This is a genomic window from Vibrio lentus (assembly GCF_002875945.1).
Classification (GTDB): Bacteria; Pseudomonadota; Gammaproteobacteria; order Enterobacterales; family Vibrionaceae; genus Vibrio; species Vibrio apostichopi.
Window position 1 is genome coordinate 1 of sequence record NZ_MCZK01000113.1, and the last position, 13,167, is coordinate 13,167.

Consider the following 13,167-nt stretch of genomic DNA (forward strand, 5'->3'; position numbering starts at 1 on the left):
TCTAAGCGGAGAAGAGCCGCGGGGCTATGTTGGATGACATTCGCCGTGGCGATTGGGTACCAAGATCGGTTCACAAAAATAATCGAGAAATCAGCAGTGCGATTGCAGAACTGGAAAGTGTTCTGAATCGAGACCCAAGTGATGCCGAAGTGGCCAAACACATGGGGCTCAGTTTAGATCAGTACCACAGTGCATTGACCGATATTAACTGCTCAAGATTGGTCGGTATCGAAGATTTAGGCGTCTCAGATGATGTCATTTCTCCGAATGAAGATTCTCAAGACAATACGCCTTTTCAAGGGGTTGCTGATGAGTCATTCCGCCAAGCTTTGATCGATTCGATAAAACAACTTCCGGAAAGAGAAGGCCTCGTGCTTTCACTTTATTACGACGAAGAACTCAATTTAAAAGAGATTGGGGAAGTGTTAGGTGTCAGCGAATCTCGTGTCAGCCAAATACTGAGCCAATCTATGCAGCGTCTACGCACTAAGTTAAGTGCTTGGACACAGAACGACTAACAACACTGGTTTTATTCAGTGGAGGCTAATTTGAACAAAAACATGAAAATTCTCATTGTTGACGACTTTTCAACGATGCGCCGAATTGTTAAAAACCTACTACGCGATTTAGGTTTCAACAACACTCAAGAAGCAGACGATGGCTTGACCGCGTTACCAATGCTGAAAAAAGGCGAATTTGATTTCGTGGTAACCGACTGGAACATGCCTGGTATGCAAGGTATTGACCTGTTAAAACACGTTCGTGCAGACGCAGAACTTAAGCACCTTCCAGTGCTTATGATCACGGCTGAAGCGAAACGTGAACAGATCATCGAAGCTGCTCAAGCAGGTGTTAATGGTTACATTGTGAAGCCTTTCACAGCGGCAACTCTGAAAGAGAAACTTGATAAGATTTTTGATCGCTTATAAGCGTCAATAATAACCTGTTTTTAGGCGCTTCTAGAGAAACACTCACGGTTAAGTGTGTTGTTTACCTCAATAGTCGAAGCGTCACAAAGTATGCGGAGTAAGGCCGAACTCAGGATGATTTCATTAGAACAAGCAAAAAAATTAGTAGAGCTGCTTGAAAACGATGAGCAGCAAGGTGCTGATTCTCTTGTTAGAAGCATTTATGAAGACAATTTTAGTCTTCAAGACAATCCAATGCTTCAAGAAATAGGTAGTCTGACTCGCGACCTCCATGACTCTTTGGCTCAATTCAATTTCGATGAACGCATCAGCGTTATCGCAAATGATGAAATCCCTGATGCTAGGGATCGCCTTCAATATGTCATTGATAAAACGGAAGTTGCAGCAAACAAGACGATGGACGCAGTCGATCGTTGTATGCCAATAGCAGACAACCTACACGAGTGTTTACTTCAAGTAAGGCCTCAATGGAATGAACTGATGCATGGCCGCATTGAGCTGGCACAATTTAAAGCTTTATGTCACCGCATTGATGGATTACTTGTCCAAGTAGAAGGCGATAGTACTGAACTACGTGGACAACTGACTGAAATCTTGATGGCTCAGGATTTCCAAGATTTAACTGGGCAGATCATTAGCAAAGTTATTACCTTGGTAAATGAGGTTGAAGGACGCTTGGTGGAGATTCTCACGGTATTCGGTGCGAATCAGATAGAGCCAACTCCAGAAAAAGAGAAGAAAGCATCTATTGCTCCTGAGGGTCCAATCATGAACCCAGAAGCGCGCGAAGACGCTGTGGCATCTCAAGATGAAGTCGACGATTTGTTATCCAGTCTTGGATTTTAAAGGTAACGTATGAGCTACGATTTAGACGAAGATATTCTTCAGGACTTTTTAGTCGAAGCAGGAGAGATCCTTGAACTCCTATCAGAACAATTGGTAGAGCTTGAGAATAACCCTGACGACAAAGACCTATTAAATGCTATTTTCCGTGGTTTCCATACAGTAAAAGGTGGTGCTGGTTTCCTAGCATTGACTGAGCTGGTGGATACTTGTCATGGTGCTGAGAATGTGTTCGACATTCTAAGAAACGGCCAACGCAGCGTAACATCAGGCTTGATGGACACGATGCTGCAGGCTCTCGATACAGTTAATGTACAGTTTCGAGCCGTGCAAGATCAGGAAGCTTTAGTACCCGCTGACCAATCTTTATTGGATGAGCTTCATCGTCTCTGCAAACCAGAGGCTGCTGATGAAGTCGCGCCAATACCTGCCATCCCTGAACCTATTGTTGCTGTGCCTGAGCCTGTTGTCGAAAGCTCTAGCATCAGTGCATCTTCAGTGGATGATATCTCTGAAGATGAGTTTGAACGCCTACTTGATGAACTTCATGGTAAAGGTGGTTCACCAACAGCAGCTTCTGCACCAACACCGCCGCCAGCACCCGCTGCACCCGCTGCACCTCAGCCAGTTGCTGACAGTGGTGATATTACTGATGACGAATTTGAAAAGTTATTAGATGAACTGCACGGTGCGGGTAATAGTCCGACAGCGGCAAGTTCAACGCCTCCACCGCCACCACCTCCTGTTGCTGCTCCAGTTTCGGCGATGTCTGAAGGCGATGACCTGATGACGGACGAAGAGTTTGAGAAGTTACTTGATCAGTTACATGGTTCAGGCAATGGCCCGTCGATTGAAGAGCTGGATGCTGCAACTAAGCCTGCTGATGTAACAGCGGCTCCTGTTGCACCTGCAGCACAAGTCACGCCTAAGCCAGCAACCCCAGCTGTTGCGAAACCTGCTGCTAAAGCTGAACCTAAACCGAATGTTCCCGCTAAGGCTGAAGTTAAAACGCCAGCGAAGAAGCAACAAGCGGAAGCAACGGTTCGTGTTGATACATCAACTCTCGATACCATCATGAACATGGTGGGTGAGTTGGTATTGGTTCGTAACCGACTGGTAAGTTTAGGCTTAAACAGCAACGACGAAGAAATGGCGAAAGCTGTCTCGAATTTAGACGTTGTTACCGCAGACCTTCAAGGTGCGGTAATGAAGACTCGTATGCAGCCGATCAAGAAAGTTTTTGGTCGTTTCCCACGAGTTGTCCGCGACCTTGCTCGTAGTTTGAAGAAAGACATTGTTCTTGAAATGCGCGGTGAAGAAACGGATCTTGATAAGAATTTAGTAGAAGCACTTGCCGATCCACTGATTCACTTAGTGAGAAACTCTGTGGACCACGGTATTGAGATGCCTGAAGCTCGTATTGCGGCTGGCAAATCACAAACAGGTAAAGTGATCCTGTCTGCCTCGCAAGAAGGTGACCATATTGAATTAGCTATCGTTGATGACGGTGGCGGTATGGACCCTGATAAGCTTCGTGCTATTGCGGTTAAACGTGGCCTGATGGACGAAGACGCAGCGTCTCGCTTATCAAACAAAGAGTGTTTCAATCTTATTTTTGCACCTGGCTTCTCAAGCAAAGAGCAAATCTCAGATATCTCTGGCCGTGGTGTAGGCATGGACGTTGTGAAAACAGCGATCAATACACTGAATGGCTCGATCGATATCGATTCTGAAATGGGTCAAGGCACCAAGATTACGATCAAGGTTCCACTGACACTTGCGATTCTACCAACCTTGATGGTCGGTGTTGCGGGTCACCCATTCGCATTGCCATTGGCTTCTGTGAACGAGATTTTCCACTTAGACCTTAGCCGCACTAACGTGGTTGATGGCCAGTTGACTATCATCGTCCGCGATAAATCTATCCCGTTGTTCTACTTGCAAAATTGGCTTGCACCAAAAGCTGGCATTGTTGAACTACGCAAAGGACATGGCCACGTTGTTATCGTTCAGCTTGGCAGCCAAAGAGTTGGCTTTGTTGTCGATACGCTGATTGGCCAAGAAGAAGTCGTTATCAAGCCACTTGATAAGTTGTTGCAAGGTACGCCAGGTATGGCAGGTGCGACAATTACAAGTGATGGACACATTGCATTGATTCTCGATGTGCCTGACTTGTTGAAGCAGTACGCTGCAGCATCAAGAATTTAATTTAAGGATAAATATGGCGATTAAAGTATTAGTCGTTGATGATTCGAGCTTTTTCCGCCGTCGCGTAAGCGAGATCATCAACTCAGAGGCTCGCCTAGAAGTCATCGATGTAGCTGTAAATGGTAAAGAAGCGGTTGAAAAAGCAAAGAAGCTTAGACCTGACGTCATTACTATGGACATCGAAATGCCAGTCATGGACGGCATTACAGCCGTTCGTGAAATTATGGCCGCGTCTCCAACGCCTATTTTGATGTTTTCATCGTTAACGCATGATGGTGCTAGAGCAACATTGGACGCGTTAGATGCCGGAGCTCTGGATTTCTTACCTAAGAAGTTCGAAGACATCGCTCGAAACCGTGACGATGCGGTCGCTCTGCTTCAACAGCGTGTGATTCAAATTGCCGCTAAGCGCGCGTTCATGCGCCGTACACCTGTTGCTCCTCGAGCAACGGCAGCAGCAACTGTGTCAACAGCTTCATCGCTGCGTCAAACCACTTCAGCGGCAACGCCTGCTGCGAAGCCTGTTGTTGCATCGACTGCAAAATTTAGAGCGTCAGGTAAAAAGTATCAGTTAACTGCCATTGGTACGTCGACTGGCGGTCCTGTTGCACTACAGAAGATTTTGACTCGCATTCCAGCTCACTATCCACATCCGATCGTGTTAGTTCAGCACATGCCAGCAACTTTTACCGCTGCATTTGCAAGCCGACTGAATACCTTGTGTAAGATTGAAGTTCGCGAAGCACAAGACGGAGATGTGTTGAAACCAGGAGTGGCTTACCTTGCTCCCGGTGGTAAACAGATGATGGTTGATGGTCGTGCAGGGTCTGCTCGCTTACGAATTATCGATGGCGGCGACCGAATGAACTACAAGCCTTGTGTGGATGTCACATTCGGCTCTGCTGCGAAGATTTACGGTGACAAAGTCTTGTCTATGATACTGACCGGTATGGGCGCTGATGGTCGAGAAGGTTCACGTATGTTAAAAACTGCGGGCTCGACGATTTGGGCGCAAGACGAAGATAGCTGTGTTGTATATGGTATGCCTCAAGCTGTAGCAAAAGCTGGCATTTCTACTGAAGACCTACCTCTAGACCGCATCGCGGAAAGGATCTTGGTTGAAGTTGGCTTAGCTTAGGTAAATCGACATGATTGTTTGGAGTGTTGCAAACCAAAAAGGTGGTGTTGGCAAAACAACCACGACAGTGACTTTGGCAGGCTTACTTGCCTTGAAAGGTCACCGTGTTTTGTTGGTTGATACCGATCCGCATGCATCACTGACCACTTATCTGGGTTACGACTCAGATACGGTGGAGTCGAGTCTGTTTGATCTGTTTCAGTTACGTGAGTTTACTGCTCAGACGGTAAGACCTTTGACATTGCAAACTGAAGTTGAAGGCATTGATATTATCCCTGCGCATATGTCGCTCGCGACATTAGACCGTGTGATGGGTAATCGCAGTGGAATGGGGTTAATTTTAAAGCGTGCGCTTGCCGCTTTGAAAGATGACTATGACTATGTGTTGATCGATTGCCCGCCGATTCTTGGCGTGATGATGGTGAATGCATTGGCAGCCAGTGATCGTATCCTGATCCCAGTACAGACTGAGTTTTTAGCAATGAAAGGGTTAGAACGCATGATTCGCACTTTGACTATCATGCAAAAATCTCGTAAAACGCCGTTTAAAGTGACAGTAGTACCAACGATGTATGACAAGCGAACCAAGGCTTCATTACAGACGTTAACTCAACTGAAAGAAGATTATCCTAATCAAGTTTGGACATCTGCTGTCCCTATTGACACTAAGTTTAGAGATGCAAGCCTAAAGCGCTTACCAGCATCTCATTTTGCATCGGGTAGTCGTGGTGTATTTGCTTACAAACAGTTGCTTATTTATCTCGAAAGGCTGGCGATAAATGAGCGCGAATAAAGAATCAACAATGGCGCGACCAAGTTTATCGAGTGAGCAAGCACTTGATGATTACTTTACTGCGCTGTTAGGCGATGAAGTTCTGGATTCTGATGAATTTTTTGTTGACGAGTCTAGTGATGACTCATCATCTGCAGAGCCAGAGCCAGAGCCAAAACGTTCAAGTTACTCCACCTACGCCGAGTTGCGACAGGCGGAGTTTGAGGTTCCAAACCTTGAGGATGTACAAAAACTGCTGAGCCGCTTAGAAGCGACGAATGTGGTTGATGAACTGAATCTTGATGAGTTAATGGATCAAAATACGCAGAAAATTGCCCAACACACAGACATGCAAATGTTTGATGCTGCTGTTGAATCCGTTCAGCTTTCTGTAGAGCCTGAAATTCAAGACTGGAATCTCCCTGAGCCTGATTTATCAATGGCTGTTGAGCAAACTATTGAGCCGATAATTGAGTCACCAATAGCTGAAGAGTCACACGTCGAAGATCAGCAAGACGAAACGAACATTGAAGAACCAGAGATTGAATCGATCAGTGAACCTGAGGTTGAGCTTGAAACTCAATCAGGCGGCATTGAACGGTTTACATCATGGGAAAGCACAGCTCGAACAGAAGATTTTCAGGTACTGTATTTTGATGTCAACGGGGTAACTTTCGCGGTTCCTCTTGATGAACTTGGTGGTATTCATCGCCTTGAAGAGCTCAGCCATTTGATTGGTAAGCCTGCTTGGTATTTAGGTTTGCAAACAAACCGAGAGAGTCAGTTAGATGTTGTCGACACCGCAAAATGGGTGATGTCTGAGAAACTAACGAATGATGAATACAAAGAAAACTATCAATATATAGTCATGCTTGGAGAAAGCTTGTGGGGGCTTGCCGGCACTGAGCTGAAAGGCACTGAGCTTCTCAATACAGATAAAGTACGTTGGCGAGAAATGGCAGGGAAACGGCCTTGGCTCGCTGGTATGGTAAAAGAAAAAATGTGTGCTTTGATTCATGTCGAAGCATTGATCGCCATGCTAAACGCAGGGCTAGATGTAAAAGCATTAAGCTAGTAATAAGCATTAGGCTAACAAAAAGCATCAAGTTAATAATAGTGGTCGGTAACGACGGCAAGAGGATTAAATATGTCTCATATGAGTGAAATTGAAGTAAGAAAAGACCCAACTAATGATGAAGTACTTCAATGGGTGACATTCCAGCTAGAAGAAGAAACTTACGGCATTAATGTTATGCAGGTACGTGAAGTACTTCGCTACAGCGAAATCGCTCCAGTACCAGGTGCTCCAGACTACGTTCTAGGTATTATCAACCTACGTGGTAACGTTGTGACTGTTATCGACACTCGCTCTCGCTTTGGTTTGATGCAAGGTGAAATCACAGACAATACTCGTATCATCGTTATTGAATCTGAACGTCAAGTTATTGGTATCTTAGTAGATAGCGTTGCTGAAGTGGTTTACCTACGTTCTTCTGAGATTGACACGACTCCAAGTGTTGGTACTGACGAAAGTGCTAAGTTCATCCAAGGTGTAAGCAACCGTGATGGCAAGCTGCTTATCTTAGTAGATTTAAACAAACTACTAAGCGAAGACGAATGGGATGAGATGGCTCACCTGTAATGTTTGAAGCGCTTCCTTTGAGTCCTGCAGTGTTAATTGCAGGTGTCGGCGTGTTTACGTTGTTCATCTTGATTTTGCTTAGCAAAGTAAAAAGAGCTATTCAAAAACAGGTAGACCAATCACGCCTTCAAGTTCGTAACTTGGACAAAGAGCTGCAAAAATCGAGTAAGCAATTACTTGAGGTTCGCTCTGTTGTTCTTGGTCTTGGTCAAAAAGTGACTGAGCAACAAGATGTGATTAAGCATTTGAATGAGCGTATCGTTGAACTCGAACACGCTGATACTGATGGTCGTTTGTACACACGAGCGACCAAAATGGTTCAGCTTGGTGCTGGGATCAACGAACTGATTGAAGAATGCGAATTGCCGAAAGCGGAAGCTGAGCTAATGATGTCTCTGCAGAATAAGCTTGCAGGCAAAGAGAAGATCCCTTCATTAAGAAGTAATCCGTCATCTTTTGACGAACAACCCTCTTCTCACGGTCGTAAGCCGCCACCTCGACGTCGTTAAATTGAGCGCTCAATCAGTATTAATAATCAGATGTTTATTATGTACTCCTCTTAAAAAGAAGCTTCGGCTTCTTTTTTTATGTCTGTCGATTTATTTATAGAACGATGTTTATAAGTGCTTGTATCTAGGGCAATATCTGCTTCAAGAATAAAAATGTGTAAATTGTGATGCGGTAGTAACAGTTTCTTACGGAGTTTGTTCCCTCGAAAACGCCTAGTCCTGTTTTGTGACCTTATTGGTGTGCTACTATAGCCCTCTCATTACTCGACTAAATTTACCTATGCTAGAAGTCTCTAATTTAACTGCTATTCGTGACGACAGGGTTCTCTTTGAATCGTTGTCTTTTCAGCTAAAACCAGGCGAACTGGTTCAAGTTGAAGGTCGTAACGGTACTGGGAAAACGACACTCCTGAGAATCATCACTGGCTTAGGTGACCGTGATGAAGGCTCTATCTCTTGGGATGGTAGCTCTATTGAGTCGAGTCGAGACATTTATCATCAAAACCTTCTGTTTCTTGGGCACCAAACGGGTGTTAAGCGCGAACTGAGCGCGTATGAAAACCTTAGTTTTTATCAATCGATTCATAACGCGGATACAACTAAGGAAGAGCTCTATCATGCCCTGACTCAAGTGGGTCTGGCGGGAAGAGAGGATGTACTTGCAGGTCAACTTTCTGCAGGTCAGCAACGCCGTGTTGCGTTGGCGCGTCTTTGGTTGAGTAAGCAAATGTTATGGATTTTAGATGAACCACTGACTGCGATTGATAAGCAGGGCGTGAAAGTTCTGGAATCTCTTTTTTCTCAGCATGCTGATAATGGTGGCATTGTGTTATTGACCACTCACCAAGATATGTTTGCTGATAGCCCGAAACTAAGAAAAATAAAGTTGGGTGAGTAATATGATCTCTTCAATGACAATGATCATTCGACGTGAACTGCTTATCGCATTTCGTCGTCAAGCGGATATTTTTAACCCTCTGTGGTTTTTCATCATTGTAATTACCCTTTTTCCATTAAGCATTGGGCCAGAGCCAAACTTACTTGCGCGCATTGCGGCAGGCATCGTTTGGGTAGCCGCTTTACTTTCTGCATTGCTCTCTTTAGAGCGATTGTTTCGCGATGATTTTCAAGATGGCGCCCTTGAGCAGATGATGCTGATGCCCATCCCGTTGCAGTTGGTAGTCTTGTCCAAGGTCATAGCACACTGGGTATTGACCGGGTTACCATTAATTTTGATTAGTCCGCTATTGGCGGTATTGCTGTCTTTGGATTTCGATACCTGGCTGTCGGTTGTTTTAACGTTATTGGTCGGTACACCTGCATTGAGCTTTATTGGTGCGATTGGTGTGGCTTTGACGGTAGGGCTTCAGAAGGGCGGTGTGCTGTTAAGCCTGTTAATTCTGCCGCTTTACATCCCCATTTTGATTTTCGCGACGTCAGCGATTGACGCTGCGGCATTGGGCGTTGCGTACAACGGCCAGTTGGCGGTGCTTGGGGCGATGTTAATGGGTGCCATGACTCTGACCCCTTTTGCGATCAGTGCCGCACTTAGAGTGAGTGTGAACTGATTAGGGTTCCGTTATCGTATAGCTAATGTGAACCAAATGTGTCGATTGGACTCATAGAGTCAGTAAAACTGAAAGCAAGACAAATAAAATTATTATAATTATAGCTTTAATAGCTGTAAGCAATATGAAGTAAGAGTGAGATTACAACATGTGGAAATGGCTCCATCCCTATGCCAAAGCAGAAACGTCTTATCAGCTCGCTGGTAAACTTTTGCCATGGTTCTCTATCCTAGCGCTATTGTGTCTATCCGTCGGTACGGTGTGGGGCTTAGCGTTTGCACCTTCAGATTACCAACAAGGTGATAGCTTCCGAATCATCTACATCCATGTTCCGTCTGCAATTTGGTCGATGGGCGTGTACATGTCGATGGCGATTGCTGCCTTTATCGGTTTGGTATGGCAAGTCAGATTGTCTGAAATGGCGGCGTTGGCAATGGCTCCGATTGGTGCTGTGTTTACTTTTATCGCGCTATTAACGGGTGCGGTTTGGGGTAAACCAATGTGGGGTGCTTGGTGGGTTTGGGATGCACGTTTAACCTCAGAGCTCATTCTACTATTCCTATATTTGGGTGTGATTGCTTTACACCACGCCTTTGATGACCAAAAAACAGCGGCAAAAGCGGCGGGTATTTTGGCTATCGTAGGTGTTATCAACTTGCCGATTATTCACTTCTCTGTTGAGTGGTGGAACACCCTTCATCAGGGCGCGACGATTACTAAGTTTGATCAGCCTTCTATTTCAAATGACATGTTATGGCCGCTTCTTCTGAACATCTTCGGCTTCGCCTTCTTCTTTGGTGCCGTCACTATGGTTCGTTTTAGAAACGAAATCATCAGTAAAGAAAGTCACCGTCCGTGGGTTCGTATACTCGCGGCTGATAAAGCGTAGTAGGGTAGGTAATTATGTATTTTGAATCTCTGAGTGATTTCTTTGCCATGGGTGGCTACGCCTCATATGTATGGAGTGCATTTGGAATCACATTCCTCGCGATGATCATCTTACTGGTAGTAAGTGTTCGTCGTAGTAAGCAATTACTAACTGAAGTACAAGCGAAGATTGACCGTCAAGCTCGTATCGATGCAGCAAAAAATATGGAGAACACTCTATGAACCCAAGACGTAAGAAGAGGCTGGGCATTGTCTTAGCGATCTTTTTTGGTATCAGTGCAACTGTTGGATTGATGGTTTATGCACTTAACCAGAACATGGATCTGTTCTACACACCAACTGAGCTTGTTAATGGTAAAGACGGTAAAAAACCTGAAGTTGGTCAACGCCTGCGTATTGGTGGCATGGTTGTAGTCGGTTCTGTAAGCCGTGACAACGAATCACTACGTGTAAGCTTTGATTTGAAAGATGTCGGCCCTAAAGTAACAATTTTATACGATGGCATTCTTCCTGATCTTTTCCGTGAAGGACAAGGTATTGTTGCTCAAGGCGTTCTAAAAGATGCGACAACAATTGAAGCGTTCGAAGTATTAGCGAAACACGATGAAGAGTACATGCCTTCTGAAGTTGCTGAAGCAATGAAGAAAACCCATGAGCCAATGCAGTACTCGACAGAACAAAAAGAAGGAAGTGCTCAATGATAGCCGAGATCGGCCACTTTGCCATGATCCTGTCCTTAGGGCTTGGATTGCTATTGAGTGTGCTCCCACTGTATGGGGCCGCTCGAAATAACACATTATTGATGAATAGTGCACGACCGTTGTCGTGGGGTATGTTCGGATTCCTAGCGATTTCGTTTTTCATCCTGTGTTACGCGTTCTACACCAATGATTTTACGATTCAATACGTTGCAAGTAACTCAAACAGCCAACTTCCTTGGTACTACCGTATTACTGCGGTTTGGGGTGCGCACGAAGGCTCTTTACTACTTTGGGTTCTAATCCAAGCGGGTTGGACAGTTGCTGTTGCGACGTTTAGCCGTGGTATGCCTCAAGAGTCGGTTGCACGCGTACTTGCGATTATGGGTTTGATTACTGTCGGCTTCTTGCTGTTCATTATCGTAACGTCTAACCCATTCTTACGTACGCTGCCTTTCTTCCCTGTCGATGGCCGTGACTTAAACCCACTATTGCAAGATCCGGGTTTGATTATTCACCCGCCAATGCTTTACATGGGTTACGTAGGTTTCTCGGTAGCGTTCTCTTTTGCTATTGCTTCTCTAATGAGTGGCCGTTTAGATACGGCATGGGCTCGTTGGTCTCGTCCTTGGACAATCGCGGCTTGGTTATTCCTAACAGTAGGTATCGCACTAGGTTCATGGTGGGCTTACTACGAACTTGGCTGGGGCGGCTGGTGGTTCTGGGATCCAGTAGAAAACGCATCATTTATGCCTTGGTTGGCTGGTACTGCGTTAATGCACTCGCTTGCGGTAACAGAAAAGCGCGGCACGTTTAAAGCTTGGACCGTTTTACTTGCGATTTCTGCGTTCTCATTAAGTTTACTAGGTACGTTCCTAGTTCGTTCGGGCATCTTGGTTTCTGTTCACGCGTTCGCGTCGGATCCTGCTCGTGGTATGTTTATTCTAGGCTTCCTAGTATTTGTTATCGGTGGTTCACTGCTGCTGTTCGCTGTTAAAGGCGCATCGGTTCGTGTCCGCGGTAATTTTGATTTAGTGTCTCGTGAAAATGCGCTACTCGGTAACAACATCTTATTGATTGCTGCGTTAGTGGTTGTGTTAGTGGGTACATTGCTGCCACTCGTTCATAAGCAGTTAGGTCTAGGATCGGTTTCAATCGGTGCACCATTCTTTGACATGTTGTTCTTCTGGTTAATGATCCCGTTCTCTTTCCTATTGGGTATCGGTCCACTTATCCGTTGGAAGCGTGACAACCTGTCTAAGCTTATTAAACCAATGTTAGTTTCGGGTATTTTCTCGTTAGGTTTAAGCGCGCTAATGGTAACCCTGCTGGCTGACCGCTTCAGTGGTACGGCTTATACCGGTTGGGTAATGGCGTTCTGGATCTTCTTCATGCACGGCTTTGAGCTGCATGAGCGTGCAACTCACCGTCATACCTTTATGAAAGGCCTAACTAAACTGCCTCGTAGCCACTGGGCGATGATCTGTGGTCACATTGGTTTAGCTGTAACAGTGATCGGTATCGCGATGGTGCAAAACTACAGTATTGAACGTGATGTTCGTCTGGCACCTGGCGAAAGCTACCAGCTTGAAGAGTACGACTTCCTATTTACAGGTGTTCGTGACAAAGATGGCCCTAACTACGATGGTTACATCGCTGACTTTGAAATTACCAAAGAAGGCAAATACATCAACACGCTTCACGCTGAAAAACGTTTCTACACCACTGCTAAGTCTATGATGACTGAAGCGGCGATTGATCGTGGCGTAACGCGTGACTTATACATCGCAATGGGTGAGCGTTTAGACGACAACAAATCTTGGGCAGTTCGCATCTACTACAAACCGTTTGTACGTTGGATCTGGGCAGGTTCTTTGATCATGTCGATTGGTGGTGTAATTGCAATCAGTGACCGTCGTTACCGTTTCCGTAAGCCAACGAAAAAGTCGGCTGAAGAGCAAGAGGCATAATT

General features: G+C 45.3%; 14 protein-coding genes and 1 pseudogene. All 15 read left to right on the forward strand.

Features of this window, described 5'->3' with window-relative positions; all coding sequences use genetic code 11:
- Positions 1-17: 17 nt before the first annotated feature.
- A pseudogene (locus BCT49_RS11300) lies at positions 18-518 on the forward strand (RNA polymerase sigma factor FliA); the annotation flags it as partial.
- 42 nt (positions 519-560) lie between these two features.
- Complete coding sequence (cheY, locus tag BCT49_RS11305) at positions 561-929, forward strand: chemotaxis response regulator CheY (RefSeq protein WP_017104841.1); 369 nt, start codon at positions 561-563, stop codon at positions 927-929.
- A gap of 114 nt (positions 930-1,043) precedes the next feature.
- Positions 1,044-1,775, forward strand: coding sequence for a protein phosphatase CheZ (locus tag BCT49_RS11310; protein ID WP_017104842.1), 732 nt, complete (start codon positions 1,044-1,046; stop codon positions 1,773-1,775).
- Between the two features lie 9 nt (positions 1,776-1,784).
- A complete protein-coding gene (locus tag BCT49_RS11315; protein WP_102435290.1) occupies positions 1,785-3,980 on the forward strand; it encodes a chemotaxis protein CheA in 2,196 nt (731 codons plus the stop codon).
- Between the two features lie 13 nt (positions 3,981-3,993).
- Positions 3,994-5,118: a protein-glutamate methylesterase/protein-glutamine glutaminase gene (locus BCT49_RS11320; protein WP_102435291.1), complete on the forward strand. Its 1,125-nt coding sequence runs from the start codon at positions 3,994-3,996 to the stop codon at positions 5,116-5,118.
- A gap of 10 nt (positions 5,119-5,128) precedes the next feature.
- Positions 5,129-5,911: a ParA family protein gene (locus BCT49_RS11325; RefSeq protein WP_102435292.1), complete on the forward strand. Its 783-nt coding sequence runs from the start codon at positions 5,129-5,131 to the stop codon at positions 5,909-5,911.
- Positions 5,898-6,965 (forward strand): chemotaxis protein CheW, encoded by a 1,068-nt coding sequence (locus BCT49_RS11330; RefSeq protein ID WP_102435293.1) that lies wholly within the window; start codon positions 5,898-5,900, stop codon positions 6,963-6,965. The genes BCT49_RS11325 and BCT49_RS11330 overlap by 14 nt, the downstream gene beginning before the upstream one ends.
- Positions 6,966-7,037: 72 nt before the next feature.
- Positions 7,038-7,532: a chemotaxis protein CheW gene (locus BCT49_RS11335; protein WP_004736225.1), complete on the forward strand. Its 495-nt coding sequence runs from the start codon at positions 7,038-7,040 to the stop codon at positions 7,530-7,532.
- Positions 7,532-8,041, forward strand: coding sequence for a DUF2802 domain-containing protein (locus tag BCT49_RS11340; RefSeq protein WP_102435294.1), 510 nt, complete (start codon positions 7,532-7,534; stop codon positions 8,039-8,041). Before BCT49_RS11335 ends, BCT49_RS11340 begins: the two co-directional genes overlap by 1 nt.
- 280 nt (positions 8,042-8,321) lie before the next feature.
- Positions 8,322-8,939 (forward strand): cytochrome c biogenesis heme-transporting ATPase CcmA, encoded by a 618-nt coding sequence (ccmA, locus tag BCT49_RS11345; protein ID WP_102435295.1) that lies wholly within the window; start codon positions 8,322-8,324, stop codon positions 8,937-8,939.
- 1 nt (position 8,940) lies between these two features.
- Positions 8,941-9,609, forward strand: coding sequence for a heme exporter protein CcmB (gene ccmB / locus BCT49_RS11350; protein ID WP_102435296.1), 669 nt, complete (start codon positions 8,941-8,943; stop codon positions 9,607-9,609).
- 148 nt (positions 9,610-9,757) lie between these two features.
- Complete coding sequence (locus BCT49_RS11355; RefSeq protein WP_102435297.1) at positions 9,758-10,498, forward strand: heme ABC transporter permease; 741 nt, start codon at positions 9,758-9,760, stop codon at positions 10,496-10,498.
- A 14-nt stretch (positions 10,499-10,512) separates the two neighbouring features.
- Positions 10,513-10,719, forward strand: coding sequence for a heme exporter protein CcmD (ccmD, locus tag BCT49_RS11360; RefSeq protein WP_102435298.1), 207 nt, complete (start codon positions 10,513-10,515; stop codon positions 10,717-10,719).
- On the forward strand, positions 10,716-11,198 hold the full coding sequence (ccmE, locus tag BCT49_RS11365; protein ID WP_017076805.1) for a cytochrome c maturation protein CcmE: 483 nt from the start codon (positions 10,716-10,718) through the stop codon (positions 11,196-11,198). Before ccmD ends, ccmE begins: the two co-directional genes overlap by 4 nt.
- Complete coding sequence (locus BCT49_RS11370) at positions 11,195-13,165, forward strand: heme lyase CcmF/NrfE family subunit (RefSeq protein ID WP_102435299.1); 1,971 nt, start codon at positions 11,195-11,197, stop codon at positions 13,163-13,165. The genes ccmE and BCT49_RS11370 overlap by 4 nt, the downstream gene beginning before the upstream one ends.
- The last annotated feature ends 2 nt before the right edge of the window (positions 13,166-13,167 follow it).

Coding starts and splice junctions, on each gene's coding strand:
- cheY (WP_017104841.1), top strand. CDS start 561: ATGAAAATTCTCATTGTTGACGACTTTTCAACGATGCGCCGAATTGTT.
- BCT49_RS11310 (WP_017104842.1), top strand. CDS start 1,044: ATGATTTCATTAGAACAAGCAAAAAAATTAGTAGAGCTGCTTGAAAAC.
- BCT49_RS11315 (WP_102435290.1), top strand. CDS start 1,785: ATGAGCTACGATTTAGACGAAGATATTCTTCAGGACTTTTTAGTCGAA.
- BCT49_RS11320 (WP_102435291.1), top strand. CDS start 3,994: ATGGCGATTAAAGTATTAGTCGTTGATGATTCGAGCTTTTTCCGCCGT.
- BCT49_RS11325 (WP_102435292.1), top strand. CDS start 5,129: ATGATTGTTTGGAGTGTTGCAAACCAAAAAGGTGGTGTTGGCAAAACA.
- BCT49_RS11330 (WP_102435293.1), top strand. CDS start 5,898: ATGAGCGCGAATAAAGAATCAACAATGGCGCGACCAAGTTTATCGAGT.
- BCT49_RS11335 (WP_004736225.1), top strand. CDS start 7,038: ATGTCTCATATGAGTGAAATTGAAGTAAGAAAAGACCCAACTAATGAT.
- BCT49_RS11340 (WP_102435294.1), top strand. CDS start 7,532: ATGTTTGAAGCGCTTCCTTTGAGTCCTGCAGTGTTAATTGCAGGTGTC.
- ccmA (WP_102435295.1), top strand. CDS start 8,322: ATGCTAGAAGTCTCTAATTTAACTGCTATTCGTGACGACAGGGTTCTC.
- ccmB (WP_102435296.1), top strand. CDS start 8,941: ATGATCTCTTCAATGACAATGATCATTCGACGTGAACTGCTTATCGCA.
- BCT49_RS11355 (WP_102435297.1), top strand. CDS start 9,758: ATGTGGAAATGGCTCCATCCCTATGCCAAAGCAGAAACGTCTTATCAG.
- ccmD (WP_102435298.1), top strand. CDS start 10,513: ATGTATTTTGAATCTCTGAGTGATTTCTTTGCCATGGGTGGCTACGCC.
- ccmE (WP_017076805.1), top strand. CDS start 10,716: ATGAACCCAAGACGTAAGAAGAGGCTGGGCATTGTCTTAGCGATCTTT.
- BCT49_RS11370 (WP_102435299.1), top strand. CDS start 11,195: ATGATAGCCGAGATCGGCCACTTTGCCATGATCCTGTCCTTAGGGCTT.